Here is a 16,965-nt window from a genome sequence, read left to right as displayed (position 1 = left end):
CTTCCTCGCGGGCACGGGCGAATTCGCAGCCCAGGGCAGCCTAGGCCAGCGTACGCGTTCAGACAATTATCCCGAGGGATAGGTTGGTCCGAGGACTATACAAAAGCCCGCCAGCGCCCAGGGGACGATAACGGACAACAGTGTGCCCGTTCCTGCCAAGCAGGCTGCAGCCCGCATCGGCGCTGGGCTCGCTGCGTATACTCGCGCCTCAAGATGCTGTCAGCAGGGGTGCTTTATGCTCGATGATCGCCTTGCCCACAGGCCCATCGATTTCGACCAGTCGATCGACGAGGGCTGGCTGAACCGGTGCGACATCAGTGCGCTGGGTCAGGAAGGCGAGCTCAGCTACTTTCGCCTGCGCGACCCCGCCACCCACCAGGCCTGGATCGCCGTGCGCGCGCCGCGCGAGGCCCCTGTCGCCTGCCAGCGCCTGGAGCGTGACTACCGCCTGCAACTGGACCCGCAGTGGGCGGTGATGCCCTCGGCGTTCGTGCGATCGGCCGAAGGACCGTTGCTGGTGTACCCGGCCGGTCGTTCCATCGCCGACCTGATCGCCGAAGGCCCGGCGGCCCTGGCGCCGTTTCTCGACATCGCAGTAAACGCGGCCAACACCTTGGCCCTGGCCCACGAACGCAATGTGCTGCATGGCGCCCTGCAACCCGAGCATGTCTGCCTGTACGGCAACCAGCGGGTGCGGCTGGGCTGCTTTCGCGCCGACGCGGCGCAGCTGATCAGCGAACACGGCACACCGCTCGGCAACTGGGCCTACCTGGCGCCGGAACAGGTCTGCCCGCACGGCAGTAGCAGCGACCAGCGCAGCGACATCTATGCCCTGGGCGCGATCCTTTATCAGTTGCTGCTGGGCGAACTGCCGCTGGCCGGGCGCGACACCCAGCACTGGCGCCAGCTTCATGCCGGCGTGCAACCGCGGGCGGCCTGCGAGGTGGACAGCAATGTGCCGCTGCCACTCAGCCGGATCCTGGCCAAGGCCCTGGCCAAGGAACCGGACGCCCGCTACCAGAGCGCCCGCGCCCTGGCGGTGGACCTGGCGCACTGCCAGCGGCAATGGGCCGAGCGCAAGGCCATGGAACCCTTCGAGCCCGGCTGCGCCGACCCGGCCACCAGCCGCGCACGCCTGTATGGCCGCGCTGGCGAACAGAAGACCATCGCCCTGCTGCTGGAGGCCACGCGCCGCAACAGCGCAGCGCAAGCCCTGCTCATCAACGGCGCTGCCGGCATGGGCAAGTCGAGCCTGGTCGAGGCCGCGCTCAAGGCCAGCGCCAAGGGCTACTGGGCCGTCGGCAAATGCAACGGCCCGGCCCACGCCGTGCCCTACACCCCCTGGGTCGAAATCCTCGCTACGCTGACCACCCAACTGCTGGCCAAGAACAGCCAGGACCTCGACACCCTGCGCCGCGAAATCCTGCGCCGCATCAAGGGCCACGGCCGGCTGCTCGGCACCCTGGCGCCAGACCTGCAACTGGTCCTCGGCCCGCTGCCCGAACTGCCGGCCAAGCCCACCCGGCTGGCCCTGCAGAAGGAGCAGCGAGCGATCATCGAGCTCCTGAAGGTACTCAGCCGCCCCGGCCAGCCGCTGGTGTTGTTTTTCGATGACCTGCAGTGGCTCGACGACGCCTCCCGGCAACTGCTGACCCATCTGCTGGCGCATGTACCTGACAACCTGTTGCTGATCTTCGCCCGGCGCAATGACACGCCAGTCAGCAGCGCACCCATCGCCCTGCCCGCAACGTTGCGCAGTACCACACTGAACCTGCGTCCGCTGGCCGTTGACGCGGTAAGCCAGCTGATCGGCGAGCGCTTCCACATCAGCCCCGAAGACGCATTGCCGGTGGCCGAGCTGGTGCACGACAAGACCGCCGGCAACCCGTTCTTCATCAACCAGATACTCCGGGCCCTGGTCGAAGACCAGCTGTTCACCTTCGACACCCTGGCCATGCGCTGGTCGTGGAGCCTGCAGGCCGTGGCCCGCCACCGCTATGCCGACAATGTCGCCGAGCTGATGATCCAGCGCCTGGCACGCCTGCCAACGCCGCAGCGCGAACTGCTGCGGATCGCCGGCGCGGCGGGCAGCCGCTGCGATGAACAGCTGCTTCGTCAGGTGCTCGCCCAGCCACCCGGCGAACCGTTGAAAGCCCTGATTGGCGCGGGTTTCCTGCAAACCGGCACGAATGGCCTGAGCTTCGCTCACGACCGAGTGATGGAGGCCGCCTACGCCCTCACGCCCGTGGCCGAGCGCCCGGCGCTGCATGCGCGCATTGCGCTGGCCATGCGCCAGGCCTGGCATGGCAACTCGCACGAGATGCTGTTCGAGCTCGCCAACCAGCTGCAACACGCCAGCCCATGCGGGTTTGCCGTGGATGACCGCGAAGCGTTCCTGGCACTTTTACGCGAAGCTGCAGCACGCGCACGCGACAGCGGCAGCTTCGAACAAACCGCTGCCTACCTGCACACGGCCGAGCAGTTGCTGCAGCACGGCGCCACGCTGCAAAGCCACGCCACGCACGGCTTTGCCATCGCCTGCCTGGCCACGGAATGCGATATACAACTGGCGCGAACGCGCGCCGCCGAGGCGCGTCTCGCTGCATGCCAGCAACGCGCCCACTCAACCCTGGACCAGGCGCGGGTATGCCGGCTGGAGGCACTGTTGCACTCCTTGCGCGGCGACTATCAAGCCGCCATCGACAGCGCCGTCTGCGGCCTGGACTTGCTGGGTAGCAGCCCGGTGCGGGGCCTCGACTGGCAACAGGTCGAGGCCAGTCATGCCCATGTACAGGCGCTGATCGAGCAGCAAGGCCGGCATTGCCTGGAGTCGCTGCCGCGCACCGATTCGGAACACGTGACGGTGGCCATCAGCCTGCTGGCTACCCTGTCGTCCTCGTTTTTCGTCAAGGACGACATCTGCTTCCTGCACCTGGCCAAGCTCATGGAGCTGTCGCTGCAACACGGCGTCGCCCCGGGTAGCACCTACGGCATGGCCTGGTACGGGGTGATGATCGCCGAGCGTTTCGGCGCCTACCATGACGGCCACGCCTGCTGCCTGGCCGCGCTCAAGCTGATCGAGCGGCACGGCTTCGAGGCTGACCTGACCAGTGCACTGCTGGCGCTGGACCAGGTCAGCGCCTGGACCTCACCCATCGAGTTCGCCCGCCGTACCGCGCTGGATGCCGTTGACTCGGCGCGCCTGAGCGGCGACACGGCGATGAGCTGCTATGCCTGCAACCACCTGGTTTCCGACTCGCTGTTCATGGGCCGCTACCTGCCGGACGTTGCCGAAGAAGTGGCGCAAGGCCTGGCCACCGTGCGACGCCATGGCTACCGTGATGTCGAGCAGATCCTCCAGGCCCAGCACACGTTCGTCGCCGACCTGAGCGGCACGCAGGGGCCGACCCCTGCCAGCGCCTCGCACTCACCCACCACGCGCTTCTTCCAGTACCTGTTCGCCGGCATGGGCGCGTTCTACCTGGGCAATATTCCCCATGCCATGCGCAACCTGGCCTTGGCCGGCGACAATGCCTGGGCGGCACCGGCGCACATCAACCTGGCCGACTACCATTTGTTCCGCGGCCTGGCCCTGGGCAGCCCGGAGGCCCACGGCAGCCCTGCCGACAAGCTGCGCGAGCTGCGCGCCTTGCGCGAACGTTTCAGTCGCTGGGCGGGTTTCAACCCGGCCACCTTCCGCAACAAGCTGTTGCTGATCGAAGGGGTGATCGCCAAGCTTGAAGGCGACGGCCTGGCCGCGATCCGCTGTTTTGACCAGGCCCAGATCGCCGCGACGGCCGCCGGCTTCATTCACGAGCAGGCGCTGGCCCACGAGCAACTGGCCGAAGTGTGCATCCCCAGCGGCCTGATTTCCGGCGCCAACCTGCACCTGCGTATCGCCCGCGACTGCTTTCATATCTGGGGCGCGACCGGCAAGGTGCACCAGCTGGAGGCCTTGCACCCGTTCCTGCGCACCCAGCCGATCCAGGAAACCTACCGCGCCACCCAGCAGGCCAAACTCGACCTTGAGGCCGGTATCGAGGCCGCGCGGGCGCTGTCCGAGGAAGTGCTGCTCGAAGGCCTGATCGAAACCCTGATGGGCCACCTGACCCAGCACTCCGGTGCCGACCACGGCGCGCTGTTGATCGTCAGCGGCGCCGAATTCCAGATGGCTGCCCTTGCCTACATCGACGCCGCCGGGCTGCACGTGCGCATGGACGACTGCCAGAAGTTCATGACCCAGGCGCCGTTGTCGGTCATCAACGCCACCATGCGCACCAAGAAGGCGCTGGTGCTCAACGACGCCCAGAGCGATTGCCCCGAGGCATTTCGCCAGGAACTGCAGGCGCGCAAGGCCCGTTCGGTGCTGTGCCTGCCGCTGGTGATCCAGGGCGTACTGATCGGCCTGGTGTACCTGGAAAACCGCCTGGTGCCGAACCTGTTCGGCAGCCAGCGCCTGGCCATGCTGGAAATCCTCGCCTCGCAGGCAGCGGTGTCGCTGCAGACCGCCAAGTTCTACACCCGCCTGGCCGAGGACAACCAGGCCCGCGCGCAGATGGAAGCCGAGTTGCGCCGCTCCCGCGCGGAACTGGCGCGCACCGCACAGTTGCAGGTGATGAACGAGCTGTCGGCCTCCATCGCCCACGAGATCAGCCAGCCGCTGCTGGGTATCGCCTCCAACGCTGCGGCCAGCCTGCGCTGGCTGAAACGCGCCACGCCGGACCTGGAAGAAGCCATCGCAGGCCTGGAAGACATCCGCAACGACAGCGAGCGGGCCGCCAACATCGTGCGTGCACTGCGCTCGCTGGCCAAGCAGTCACCGATGCAACTGAAGGCGGTGAAGCTGGACGAACTGATCCGCGAAGTGCTGCGCCTGACCTCGGCAGATGCCGCCAAGGGCAAGGTGGACGTGCAGACGCAGTTGCATGCGCCAGTATGCGTGATGGCCGACCCGGTGCAGTTGCAGCAGCTGGTGTTCAACCTGATTACCAATGGCCTGGAAGCGCTGGCGGGGTATCGCAGCGAGGGCGTGTTGCGCATAGCGTCGGCTGTGGATGGGGACTGGCTGGAGGTCTGCGTAGATGACAACGGGCCGGGAATAGCTGCCGATGAGCGTGCGCGGGTATTCGACGCGTTTCATACCAGCAAGATCGGCGGCATGGGGATGGGCCTGGCGATCTGCAACTCGGTGGTGCAGGCCCATGGCGGGCAGCTGCAGGCGCTGGTGTCGGAGCTGGGCGGGTGTCGGATTCGCTTCACTTTGCCTGTGAATCCTTCTTGAGCCTGTACCGGCCCTTTCGCGGGTGAACCCGCTCCCACAGGGATTGTGCACAGCCTGAGAACTGCACGGTTTCTGTGGGAGCGGGGTTTACCCGCGAAGGGGCCGGTGCAGGCTTACATCAACGGGCGCTCAAGGCCGCGTAGCTGTTCATCAGGTTGCGATAGTTGGGAATCCGCTGCGACAGCAGGTTGCCCAGCCCTTCGATGTCGTTGCGCCAGTCGCGGTGCAGCTCACAGGCCACCGAGAACCAGTTCATCATCTGCGCACCCGCCTGGGTCATGCGCACCCAGGCCGCCTGCTGCACGGTTTCGTTGAAGGTGCCGGACGCATCGGTCACCACGAACACCTCGAAACCTTCCGCCAAGGCCGACAGGGTCGGGAACGCCACGCACACATCGGTGACCACACCGGCGATGATCAGCTGCTTGCGGCCGGTGGCCTTGATCGCCTTGACGAAGTCTTCGTTGTCCCAGGCATTGATCTGGCCAGGGCGGGCAATGTACGGCGCGTCCGGGAACATTTCTTTCAGCTCCGGCACCAGCGGGCCGTTCGGGCCTTGCTCGAAACTGGTGGTGAGGATGGTCGGCAGGCCGAAGAATTTGGCCAGGTCGCCCAAGGCCAGCACGTTGTTCTTGAACTCGTTGGGGGAGAAGTCCTGCACCAGCGAGATCAGGCCAGTCTGGTGATCGACCAGCAGCACCACGGCGTCGTCTTTGTTCAGGCGCTTGTAATCGGGTTGGCTCATGGGGTGACTCCTTGGGTTGGGAAAACGGGCCGGCACTGTGCGCAAGGGCTTATACCGGTGGGTAGCTTCGGTTTAAGAAAACACCTGCGCCTGGCGCCAGGCCTTGGGCGGCTGGCCGACCAGGCGGCTGAAGGCGCGGGTGAAATGGGCCTGGTCGCAGAAGCCGCATTCCAGGCTCACGTGGGTGATCGGCGCTTCGGTGGCGAGCAGGCGCTTGGCCTTTTCCATACGCGCCAGCAAGCGCCAGGCCTGGGGCGAAAGGCCGGTGTTGACCTTGAATGCACGGGAGAAATGGCTACGGGTGAGGTTGCACACGCCAGCGATTTCGATGATCGACAACGAGCTGTGCAGCATCAGTTCCTTGGCCCGACGCAACCGCGCGGGCGTCAGCGCGCCGGGGCTTTGCAGCGGCGCTTGGGGCGTCCCAGAGTGCATGGCGACTCTCCTCTTGAATGCCCAAAGTCTCGCCTTCGGCACATGACGAAGTCCTGCGGTAAACCTGAATTGTTGTTAAACCTGCACTGCTGGCCCTGGCTGTTTTGCCGATACCTTAAGATGCGTTTCGTATTCAGCTTCAGGCCGCTGCCAGCGGCCGGTATTCAAGGCGAAAGAGGCATGCAGGAAAAACCCGCCCACCGCACCGTGGCCATGGTGCTGTTCAATGATGTGTTGCTGCTGGATGTCACCGGCCCCATGGATGCGTTCGCCATCGCCAACCGCTTCCTGCCGGCCGACCGGCAATACCGGCTGCTGACCCTGGCCGAGGGGCAAGCGGCGGTACGCGGCTCATGCGGCCTGAAAGTGGTCGCCGACCTGCGCCTGGAAGACTTGCCGGAAGCCGTCGACCTGCTGCTGGTACCGGGTGGCCCGGGGGCCTATGACATTGCCCTGCCAGGCATCGAACGCTGGCTCCCGCAGGCCGTGCGCCGGGCGGCACGCTTCGGTGCCATCTGCACCGGGGTGTTTCTGCTGGGTCGCGCCGGGTTGCTGGATGGCTATCGCTGCACCACCCACTGGAACTATGTGGAACGCCTGGCACGGGCGTTCCCCGAAGCCAAGGTCGAAACGGAGCAGATCTACGTGATCGACCGCTGCCTGATCACCTCGGGCGGCATCACCGCAGGGATCGACCTGGCCCTGGCGGTAGTGGCCGAGGACCACGGCAAGGCGCTGGCCCTGGAAGTGGCCAAGGTGCTGCTGGTCGCTCGCCATCGCCAGGGCGGGCAGACGCCCTACGGGCCGCTGCTGGCGGCGGTGCCGAGGGATGATTCGCCGATTGCCCGGGTGCAGGCGTATATCGTCGACCATATCGAGCAAGCCTTCACCGTGCAGAAAATGGCAAGCCTGGTGGCCATGAGCGGGCGCAACTTTGCCCGGACGTTTCTGCGCGAGGTTGGAATCACGCCGCTGCAATACCTGCAGAATGCGCGCATCGACCGCGCGCGCAAACTGCTGGAAGGCACCGACCTGCCCTTGAAGGTAGTGGCGGCGCAGTGCGGGTTTGGTAGTGACCGGCATTTGCGCAAGGTGTTCTGCGAGCGGATTGGCATGACGCCGGCGCAGTATCGGGCGCAGTTTGGTGGTGGTGAATAGTCAGATCTGCGCTGCCTTCTTCGCGGGCACGCCCGCTCCCACAGAGATAACACCGGCCTCAGGAGCAGTGTTGTACCTGTGGGAGCGGGCGTGCCCGCGAAGAGGCCACCACAGGTTGTCACCTGTACAGGGACAATGTTTCTCCCCGAGAGCAGATTGTTGGACTCCATTTCAACCCCCACAATCGTCCGCCAAACTGATCTAACGCTGCCCCGGCAGCTCATGGAGTACGAGCCAATGCCACACGAAGGCAGCCTTCTGCAAACCGCGGTGATTTTCCTGCTCGCCGCTGTCCTCGCCGTCCCCCTGGCCAAGCGCCTGCAGCTGGGTGCCGTGCTCGGTTACCTGCTTGCCGGCGTGATCATCGGCCCGCAGGCGCTGGGCCTGATCCGCGACACCGAAAGCGTGGCGCACATTTCCGAGCTGGGCGTGGTCCTGCTGCTGTTCATCATCGGCCTTGAGCTGTCGCCCAAGCGCCTGTGGCTGATGCGCAAGTCCGTGTTCGGCGTCGGCAGCGCCCAGGTGCTGCTGACCGGCGCAGCCCTCGGCGCCATCGCCCTGTTCGGCTTCAGCCAGACCCTGCCGGCCGCCATCGTGCTCGGCCTCGGCCTGGCGCTGTCGTCCACCGCCCTTGGCCTGCAGAGCCTGGCCGAGAGCAAGCAGCTGAACGCGCCGCACGGCCGCCTGGCGTTCGCCATTCTGTTGTTCCAGGACATTGCCGCGATCCCGCTGATCGCCCTGGTCCCGCTGCTGGCCGCCAGCGGCCCGGACACCAGCCACGGCGATAGCCTGGGGCATGGCCTGAAAGTGTTCGCCAGCATCGCCGTGGTGATCATCGGCGGCCGCTACCTGCTGCGCCCGGTGTTCCGCACCGTGGCCCGCACCGGCCTGCCGGAAGTGTCCACCGCCACCGCGCTGCTGGTAGTGATCGGCACCGCCTGGCTGATGGAGCAGGCCGGCATTTCCATGGCCCTGGGCGCCTTCCTCGCCGGCCTGCTGCTGGCCGACTCGGAATACCGCCACGAACTGGAATCGCAGATCGAACCGTTCAAGGGCCTGCTGCTGGGGCTGTTCTTCATCAGCGTCGGCATGGGCGCCAATTTGCGCCTGCTGCTGGAAATGCCGCTGGTGGTGCTGGGCCTGACCCTGCTGCTGGTGGCGGTGAAACTGGTGTTGCTGGTCGGCGTCGGGCGCCTGGCCGGTGGCCTTGGCGGCGCCAGCGCGCTGCGCCTGGGCATGGTGCTGGCGGCCGGTGGCGAGTTCGCGTTCGTGGTGTTCAAGCTGGGCAAGGACCAGGGCCTGTTCGACACCCAGACCTACGACCTGCTGCTGCTGACCATTACCCTGTCGATGGCCATCACCCCGCTGCTGATGATTGGCTGCGCCCGCGCCCTCAAGCGCCCGCAACCGGCGCGCGAGGTGCCCGAGCAGTACAAGCAGATCCAGACGGACACGCCACGGGTGGTGATCGTCGGCATGGGCCGCATGGGCCAGATCGTCGCGCGCATCCTGCGGGCGCAGAAGGTTCCGTTCATTGCCCTGGAAACCTCGGTGGACGCCATCGAGATGACCCGCATGTTCGAACAGGTGCCGGTGTTCTACGGCGACCCACTGCGCCCCGAGGTGCTGCATGCGGCCAAGGTCGGTGAGGCGGAGTATTTCATCATCACCATCGACGACCCGGAAGCTGCCATCCACACCGCGGAACGGGTGAAACGCCTGTACCCGCACCTGAAAGTGCTGGCCCGCGCGCGTAACCGCCAGCACGTGCACAAGCTGGCTGATGTGGGTGCCGAGCCGATTCGCGAGACGTTCTACTCCAGCCTGGAGATGACCCGCCGCGCGCTGGTCGGGCTGGGCTTGAGTGACGAGCAGGCGGCGGACCGGATTGCCCGGTTTACCCAGCATGACGAAGAAGTGCTGGTGGCCCAGGGGCAGGTGCGCGATGACCGGGCCAAGGTGATGCAGACGGCCAAGGAGGCGCGGGTGGAGTTGGAGCGGTTGTTTGATTCGGATGCGGATTGAGCTATCGCCTGGGCCGGCCTCTTCGCGGGCTTGCCCGCTCCCACAGAAATATGCGCAAACCTGCCAGGCGGCGCAGTACCTGTGGGAGCGGGCGAGCCCGCGAAGGGCCGTGTAGCGGACCCAATGCACAAAAGTCTCAGCAGTATCCTACTTCGTCGCGAGCCAATTCCTACTCGGGCGCACTACCTGAAGAATTATCCTACGCACCGTGTCGACGCCCGTCTGATTGTCCGGGGAAAGCTTGCTCTCTAGGCTTGCCGGGTCGCTGTCGGTTCAGCGATCGGGTGTGGAAACCCGGCAGGTTATCGGAGCAGCTGTTGTCATGGCAGCTGTGCGCGGGAGGCCGAAAGGCCTGCCGGGGTTCCGATAGCCCGGCTTTCCACCCCGCGTGCAGCCGCCACCCTTCGCGTGGAAACGGATGGTGCCGGCCAACCTCTATCGGGGTTTGGCTATGAAAAAGATTGTCCCCAATCCACCCCTCCCCAGCACCACACAGCGCGCGTTCAGCCGCTGCGATGCCGGCCACCCACCCTTGTTCACAGTAAACCCAGGCGTCTGCGCCCATGACGCCCTGGTGCATGTCGCCCAGTACCTGCGCGGCGCCTACGACTGTGGCTACAAAGCCCTGGAACACCTGGATGAAACCGGCAAGAGCCTGTTCTGGAGCAACCTGAATGCAGTCGAAATGGCAGAGGGGTTGGTTGAGGCATTGCTGGAGGGGATTGAGTCGCAGCCCGTAAGTTAAAGCGCCTTGCATCTGCACGGAGCAGGCTGCGTTGACCGGCCTGCTCTGCCTCAATATAGGAAACGCCCTACAAGACGGGTCACCCCCCGTCTGATTGTTTGAGGAAACCCTTCTCCCTAGGCTCGCTTGGCCGCCATCGCATCAGCGATACTGATCGCAGCCAGGTATCTCATTGAGTCCCCACAACCCGACCGCGAAAATCGCCGAAAAGAAAGGCCAGAGTACGTGGCTAGACGAACAACTACCCGATCTCAGAACGCTTGCCCGTGAACTGCGCGTCCAGGCTATCGAAGAACTAGCTGCCGCCGACTCACATGACGCCGCAATCGAACTTGCTGCTCAGCATCTTGGTTTGAATAGTGAAGAAGGCGCAGCAGTAACCGTCAGAACGCCAATGGGCGACATCCGGATTCAACGCAGCTGTATCCATCACATCGTCGAGAAGCGACAAGACGCCCGGGAACGCTATGTAAAAGTAGCGCTGGATACGCTGGTCGGACCATTTGAGGTGTGGCGAGTCGCCTACACCAATGACACCTACAGGCTGGCCTTTATTGGCGTCTACGAAACCAAACGGCAGATGCTGGTTGTCGTGACGCTTGATAACGGCAAAATGCTGTGGAACTTCATGCAATGCGACGCCAAGGCACTGAACAAGCATCGCCATGGGAAGCTGCTCTACAAGCGGTACGCTTTTCTGTCCAGCAAAGAAAAGGGCCACTGTCACCAGTGGCCCTGTATTTGTGCTTGATATTCATATACACACCCTCAAGCCGGGGTGTGGAGGTCTCACCCGACGCTGATGATTCAGCCATCGACGGGGTTCCTACGCCAGCTGTTGCCGCTGAATGGCAGCTGGTTTCGCGCTCAGGTGAAACGCTAACAACACTCCTGGATCAAGTCAACGATGGCCCCTTGCGGAAGCCATCCATCAGGTTACTTGGCGTTACTTACTCGCAGTCAACGCGTTATAGCTGGTCATCAAATTCCGATAATCCGGAATGTGGTTGGAGCACAGCGCCGCCAGCCCTTCGATGTCGTTGCGCCAGTCGCGGTGCAGCTCACAGGCCACGCCGAACCAGGTCATCAGTTGCGCACCAGCCTGGCTCATGCGGTCGTGGGCGGCATCGCGGGTCATTTCGTTGAAGGTGCCGGAAGCGTCGGTGACCACGAACACATCGAATTCTTCTTCCAGGGCCGACAGCGCCGGGAACGCTACACACACCTCGGTCACCACACCGGCAATGATCAGCTGCTTCTTGCCAGTCGCCTTCACTGCCTTGACGAAGTCTTCGTTGTCCCAGGCGTTGATCTGGCCAGGGCGGGCGATGTATGGGGCGTCCGGGAACAGGGCTTTCAGCTCTGGCACCAGCGGGCCGTTCGGGCCTTGCTCGAAGCTGGTGGTGAGAATGGTCGGCAGGTTGAAGAACTTGGCCAGGTCGGCCAGGGCCAGCACGTTGTTCTTGAACTTGTCCGGCTCGATGTCGCGGACCAGCGACAGCAGGCCAGCCTGGTGGTCGACCAGCAGTACGGCGGCGTCGTCTTTGTTCAGGCGGTTGTAGGTGAATTTGCTCATGGTCGGTGCTCCTGAAGGTTATGAATTTTTCAGCAATTCGGGGTGTTTCGCGTTGATGGGCACAGATTAAAATCATCACCTTTGCGGCGGTAGATAGCAGAATCTGGCTTTAGCGTTCCGTTTTGTGAACGATGGATTGGTGCTGGATTTGCTGGCCTCTTCGCGGGCACGCCCGCTCCCACAGGAGGTGTGCATAACCTGGAAGTTGTGCGATCCCTGTGGGAGCGGGCATGCCCGCGAAAGGGCCGGTACATGCAACAGACACTCGGAGACCGATCATTGGAAGACCTCAACTCCCTCTACTACTTCACCCAGGTAGTCGAGCACGGTGGCTTCGCCCCGGCCGGGCGGGCGCTGGACATGCCTAAGTCGAAGCTCAGCCGGCGCATCGCCGACCTCGAGGACCGCCTCGGCGTGCGCCTGCTGCACCGCACCAGCCGCCACTGCTCACTCACCGAAATCGGCCAGGCCTACTACAACCGCTGCCTGGCCATGCGTGTCGAAGCCGAGGGCGCGGCGGAGATCATCGAACGCAACCGCAGCGAACCACGCGGGCTGGTACGCATCAGCTGCCCGACCACCCTGCTCAACTCCTGGGTCGGGCCGATGCTGACCCGCTACATGCTCAAGTACCCACAGGTGGAGCTGTTCATCGAAAGTACCAACCGCCGGGTCGACCTGTTGCACGAGGGCTTCGACGTCGCCCTGCGCGTACGCTTTCCGCCGCTGGAGAACACCGACATGGTGATGAAAGTGCTGAGCAACAGCACCCAGTGCCTGGTCGGCCAGCCGCAGTACCTGGAGCAGTTGCCCAAGGGCTTCGACCCGCGGTTGCTCGGCACACTGCCGAGCCTGCACTGGGGCAGCGCGCAGCGCGAGTACCAGTGGGAGCTGTTTCAGGGCGAGGACAACAGCCGCAGCATCGTCATCCCGCATACACCGCGCATGGTCACGGACGACCTGTTTGCCCTGCGCCATTTCGTGGTGGCGGGGGTGGGGATTGCACACTTGCCACGGGTGGCGGTGCGTGAAGACCTGGCGGCGGGGCGGCTGGTGGAGCTGATTCCGGACTGGCACCCGCGGTGTGGCATCGTGCATGCGATCTTCCCGTCGCGGCGCGGGCTGCTGCCATCGGTGCGGGCGCTGATCGACCATCTGGCCGAGGAGTTCGCCATCAGCGACATGGCTTGATTTGGTTTCAGCCTACTAGGGCCCTTTCGCGGGTAAACCCGCTCCCACAGAGTTCACCACAGGCCTGAATCCTGGGTAGTACCCGCGAAGAGGCCGGCACAAGCAATACAGATCCCCAGCACACCCTTACAAGACCCCTGACCTATCCTTGCTCCACAGTTTCGGATCATCCCCCTCGGAGCCCCCATGATCCGCGCCAACCCCGGACCAGGCCGCGCCCTGCTCGCCACCCTCGCCCTCTGCCCGGTACTCGGCCAGGCCGACGAACCCGGCTGGTCGCTGCTCAGCCGCAACTACTTCCTGCACAGCGACTTCCGCTCGCCCTCCGCCAGCGGCCAGAACTACCGCCAGGAATGGGCCCAGGGCTTCATCGGCGAAATCCGCTCCGGCTTCACCGAGGGCGCGCTCGGTGTCGGCATCGATGCCCATGGCTTTCTCGGCCTCAAGCTCGACGGCGGCCGTGGCCATGCCGGCACCGGCCTGCTGCCGCGCGACAGCGATGGCCGTGCCGAGACCGACTACTCCAGCGCCGGCGCCGCGCTCAAGCTGCGCGTGGGCAACAGCCAATTACGCTACGGCGAGATGATGGTGGAAACCCCGGTGTTCGACACCGGCGACAAGCGCCTGCACCCGGAATACGCCACCGGCTGGTTCGTCGAGAACAGCGACCTGCCCGACTGGCGCCTGCAGGCCGGGCGCTTCACCGCCTTCAACAACCAGGACAACAGCTCGAGCCACGACGACTTCAGCGGCTACGGCGCCAGCACCCACAACCGCGCCATCAGCCTGGCCGGCGCCACGTTCGCGCCCGCTGGCCCGTTCGGCGGCGCGCTGTATGCCGGGCAGTTGCAGGACACCTGGCGCCAGGCCTACCTGAACCTGAACCTGGCCGAGGGCAACTGGCGCCTGGACGGCAACCTGTACAGCACCCGCGACACTGGCAGCGCCAGCGCCGGGGCCATCGATACCCTTGCCTACAGCCTGCTCGGCAAGTACCGCTTCGGCGCCCAGGCGCTGAGCCTGGCCTACCAGAAAGTCGAGGGCGACACCCCGTTCGACTTCGTCGGCGGCGACGCCATCTACCTGGCCAACTCGATCAAGTATGCCGACTTCAACGGCCCCGGCGAGCGCTCGTGGCAACTGCGTTACGACCTCGACTTCGCCACCCTCGGCGCACCTGGGCTGAGCCTGATGGGCCGTTATGTCAGCGGCCGTGGCATCGACGGCAGCCATGCCCCGGCGGGCGGCGCTTATGTGAACCAGTACGGCGACGGCGGCAAGCACTGGGAGCGCGACATCGACCTGAAATACGTGGTGCAGTCGGGCACCGCCAAGGACTTGAGCCTGGCGCTTTCCCATGTCAGCCACCGCGCCAACCAGGCCCAGGCCGGCGATGACATCGACCGGATCTACCTGATCATCGAATACCCACTCAAAGGCAGCTTCTGAGACCTTTGCCAGTGATGTATCTGCTGGCTGGCGAAGAGGCCGGCACTGAAGATACAAAAAAGGGGCCCGATACTGGGCCCCCTTTTCTTCCTCTCAGCTCAGCCTAGAAAGCGAAGCAAGAGCAACCCAGCGCGCCCCAGAAGCCCTGGTAGTCATTCACGGGCACACTCGAATGCCGCGCCTTTTCATGGCTGTGCGCATGCACCCCACACGGGCCCGAGCACTGGTGCACGGCTGCCGCCAGCGACGGCGTACCCACGCGCCAGTGCCCCGGTACCTTGGCTACCGGCGACCACTCTGGCAGCACCGGCACCTGCGGTGGGCCAAGGCGATCGAATTCGCCAGCCGCGTACACGACCTTGCCGTCGACAATCGTCAGCACCGACTCGATGCCCTTGATCGCTTCTTCCTCGACACTGAAAAAGTCCAGCGACAGCGCCGCCAGGTCTGCCAGCTGGCCGACCTTGATCTGGCCCTTCTTGCCCTGCTCGCTGGAGAACCAGGCACTGCCCTGGGTGAACAGCTGCAGCGCGGTGTCGCGGCTGAGGCCTTCGGGGTACAGCTCCATGCCACCGACGGTCTTGCCGCTGACCAGCCAGTACAGCGAAGTCCACGGGTTGTAGCTGGACACACGGGTGGCGTCGGTACCCGCGCCTACTGGCACGCCCATGTCGAGCATGCGCTTGATCGGCGGGGTCTGCTCGGCAGCCTTGGCGCCGTAGCGGTCGACGAAGTATTCACCCTGGAAGGCCATGCGATCCTGGATGGCGATACCGCCGCCCAGCGCACGCACACGCTCGATGTTCTGCGGGGTGATGGTTTCGGCGTGGTCGAAGAACCACGGCAGGCCGTTGAACGGGATGTCGCGGTTGACCTTCTCGAACACGTCGAGCATGCGCGTGATCGATTCGTTGTAGGTGGCGTGCAGGCGGAACGGCCAGCGCTGCTCGACCAGGTGGCGTACCACTGGCTCCAGCTCTTGTTCCATGGTTTGCGGCAGGTCCGGGCGCGGCTCGAGGAAGTCCTCGAAGTCGGCGGCGGAGAACACCAGCATCTCGCCGGCGCCGTTGTGGCGCAGGAAGTCGGTGCCGCTGTGCAGCTTGACGCTGGAGGTCCACTTGCGGAAGTCGTCCAGCTCTTCCTTGGGCTTCTGGGTGAACAGGTTGTAGGCAATGCGCACGGTCAGCTGGTCGTTGTCGGCCAGCTCCTGAATCACCTGGTAGTCATCCGGGAAGTTCTGGTAGCCGCCGCCGGCATCGATGGCGCTGGTCAGGCCCAGGCGGTTCAGCTCGCGCATGAACTGGCGGGTGGAGTTGACCTGATATTCCAGCGGCAGCTTCGGCCCCTTGGCCAGGGTGGCGTAGAGGATCATCGCGTTGGGGCGGGCGATCAGCATGCCGGTCGGGTTGCCGAACTTGTCGCGCTGGATCTCGCCACCCGGCGGGTTCGGCGTGTCCTTGGTGTAGCCGACGGCCTTGAGCGCGGCGCGGTTGAGCAGCGCCCGATCATACAGGTGCAGCAGGAACACCGGGGTGTCAGGTGCAGCCTGGTTGATTTCTTCCAGGGTAGGCATGCGTTTTTCGGCGAACTGGAATTCGTTCCAGCCACCCACCACGCGCACCCACTGCGGGGTCGGCGTGCGCGCCGCCTGGTCCTTGAGCATGCGCAGGGCGTCGGCCACCGAAGGCACGCCTTCCCAGCGCAGTTCCAGGTTGTAGTTCAGGCCGCCACGGATCAGGTGCAGGTGCGAGTCGTTCAGGCCGGGGATGACCGTGCGCTGCTTGAGGTCGATGATTTGCGTGGTGGCGCCCTTGTGGGCCATGGCCTCGGCGTCGTTGCCCACGGCGAGGAAGCGGCCATCCTTGATGGCGACGGCGGTCGCGGTGGGCTTTTCACGATCAACGGTGTGCAGTTTGCCGTTGAACAGAATCAGGTCGGCGGTCATGGAACCTCCTTGGGTGGATGCGTGAGCGGAACCGGCGGCGCCGGTAAAGGGCAATGCGGACCAGAGCGCGCCGGCGGCACCGAGCACGGTGCTGGTGGCGAGGAACTGGCGACGGGTCTTGTCGTTGCGGTCCTGGGACATGGTGTTCTCCGTCTGGGTGCGGTAGCGGCAGGCGCAACTGCGGAGCATGCCGTTTGGTGGGGGCCAAGGCTTGGATGGATGTGCGGTAGGTTGTAGAAGGTTAGCCCTGATCAGGTTTTGTGTTGCCTGGGCTGGCCTCATCGCCGGCAAGCCAGCTCCCACAAGTACTGCACAAGGCTCAAGTGCTGTGGGGTCCTTGTGGGAGCTGGCTTGCCGGCGATGGGCCGCAAAGCGGCCCCAGCAACCACCACCCAGGCAACAGGAGTGCCACCCA

At 64.7% G+C, this 16,965-nt stretch carries 11 protein-coding genes; 7 read left to right on the top strand and 4 right to left on the bottom strand.

The features are described from left to right. Positions 1–235: 235 nt before the first annotated feature. On the top strand, positions 236–5,281 hold the full coding sequence (locus C6A77_RS20950; RefSeq protein WP_114171189.1) for an ATP-binding sensor histidine kinase: 5,046 nt from the start codon (positions 236–238) through the stop codon (positions 5,279–5,281). Positions 5,282–5,399: 118 nt separating this feature from the next. Here C6A77_RS20950 and ycaC (C6A77_RS20940) read toward each other — a convergent pair whose 3' ends face one another. Continuing rightward, positions 5,400–6,026, bottom strand: coding sequence for an isochorismate family cysteine hydrolase YcaC (gene ycaC, locus C6A77_RS20940; RefSeq protein WP_004375560.1), 627 nt, complete (start codon positions 6,024–6,026; stop codon positions 5,400–5,402). Positions 6,027–6,098: 72 nt separating this feature from the next. After that, complete coding sequence (locus C6A77_RS20935) at positions 6,099–6,461, bottom strand: AraC family transcriptional regulator (protein ID WP_114171188.1); 363 nt, start codon at positions 6,459–6,461, stop codon at positions 6,099–6,101. 180 nt (positions 6,462–6,641) lie between these two features. Between C6A77_RS20935 and C6A77_RS20930 the strand changes: the two genes are divergently transcribed. The 4 genes from C6A77_RS20930 to C6A77_RS25535 all read left to right on the top strand — a co-directional run bounded on the left by C6A77_RS20930 (position 6,642) and on the right by C6A77_RS25535 (position 11,140). Beyond that, positions 6,642–7,619, top strand: coding sequence for a GlxA family transcriptional regulator (locus C6A77_RS20930; protein WP_114171187.1), 978 nt, complete (start codon positions 6,642–6,644; stop codon positions 7,617–7,619). A gap of 237 nt (positions 7,620–7,856) precedes the next feature. Then, the gene (locus C6A77_RS20925) at positions 7,857–9,644 is read left to right on the top strand and encodes a monovalent cation:proton antiporter-2 (CPA2) family protein (RefSeq protein WP_114171186.1); all 1,788 of its coding nucleotides are present in this window, start codon (positions 7,857–7,859) and stop codon (positions 9,642–9,644) included. Between the two features lie 451 nt (positions 9,645–10,095). Then, complete coding sequence (locus C6A77_RS20920; RefSeq protein WP_114171206.1) at positions 10,096–10,389, top strand: hypothetical protein; 294 nt, start codon at positions 10,096–10,098, stop codon at positions 10,387–10,389. A gap of 172 nt (positions 10,390–10,561) precedes the next feature. After that, positions 10,562–11,140, top strand: a complete 579-nt coding sequence (locus C6A77_RS25535; RefSeq protein WP_161959684.1) for a PBECR2 nuclease fold domain-containing protein — start codon at positions 10,562–10,564, stop codon at positions 11,138–11,140. Between the two features lie 195 nt (positions 11,141–11,335). Here the strand turns inward: C6A77_RS25535 and ycaC (C6A77_RS20910) are convergent, their stop codons facing one another. After that, positions 11,336–11,965, bottom strand: a complete 630-nt coding sequence (gene ycaC / locus C6A77_RS20910) for an isochorismate family cysteine hydrolase YcaC (RefSeq protein WP_114171184.1) — start codon at positions 11,963–11,965, stop codon at positions 11,336–11,338. A gap of 279 nt (positions 11,966–12,244) precedes the next feature. Between ycaC (C6A77_RS20910) and C6A77_RS20900 the strand changes: the two genes are divergently transcribed. After that, entirely contained in the window at positions 12,245–13,156 is a 912-nt protein-coding gene (locus C6A77_RS20900; protein ID WP_114171183.1) for a LysR substrate-binding domain-containing protein, read from the top strand. 186 nt (positions 13,157–13,342) lie between these two features. After that, on the top strand, positions 13,343–14,605 hold the full coding sequence (locus C6A77_RS20895) for an OprD family porin (protein ID WP_114171182.1): 1,263 nt from the start codon (positions 13,343–13,345) through the stop codon (positions 14,603–14,605). Between the two features lie 103 nt (positions 14,606–14,708). On the opposite strand, the gene C6A77_RS20890 is transcribed toward C6A77_RS20895, so the two are convergent. Then, positions 14,709–16,550, bottom strand: coding sequence for an amidohydrolase (locus C6A77_RS20890; RefSeq protein WP_161959685.1), 1,842 nt, complete (start codon positions 16,548–16,550; stop codon positions 14,709–14,711). Between the last annotated feature and the right edge of the window lie 415 nt (positions 16,551–16,965).

This window comes from Pseudomonas sp. AFG_SD02_1510_Pfu_092 (assembly GCF_003331055.1).
Lineage (GTDB): Bacteria > Pseudomonadota > Gammaproteobacteria > Pseudomonadales > Pseudomonadaceae > Aquipseudomonas.
This window is presented reverse-complemented; position numbering and strand designations above follow the sequence as displayed.

Coding starts and splice junctions, on each gene's coding strand:
- C6A77_RS20950 (WP_114171189.1), top strand. CDS start 236: ATGCTCGATGATCGCCTTGCCCACAGGCCCATCGATTTCGACCAGTCG.
- ycaC (WP_004375560.1), bottom strand. CDS start 6,026: ATGAGCCAACCCGATTACAAGCGCCTGAACAAAGACGACGCCGTGGTG.
- C6A77_RS20935 (WP_114171188.1), bottom strand. CDS start 6,461: ATGCACTCTGGGACGCCCCAAGCGCCGCTGCAAAGCCCCGGCGCGCTG.
- C6A77_RS20930 (WP_114171187.1), top strand. CDS start 6,642: ATGCAGGAAAAACCCGCCCACCGCACCGTGGCCATGGTGCTGTTCAAT.
- C6A77_RS20925 (WP_114171186.1), top strand. CDS start 7,857: ATGCCACACGAAGGCAGCCTTCTGCAAACCGCGGTGATTTTCCTGCTC.
- C6A77_RS20920 (WP_114171206.1), top strand. CDS start 10,096: ATGAAAAAGATTGTCCCCAATCCACCCCTCCCCAGCACCACACAGCGC.
- ycaC (WP_114171184.1), bottom strand. CDS start 11,965: ATGAGCAAATTCACCTACAACCGCCTGAACAAAGACGACGCCGCCGTA.
- C6A77_RS20895 (WP_114171182.1), top strand. CDS start 13,343: ATGATCCGCGCCAACCCCGGACCAGGCCGCGCCCTGCTCGCCACCCTC.
- C6A77_RS20890 (WP_161959685.1), bottom strand. CDS start 16,550: ATGACCGCCGACCTGATTCTGTTCAACGGCAAACTGCACACCGTTGAT.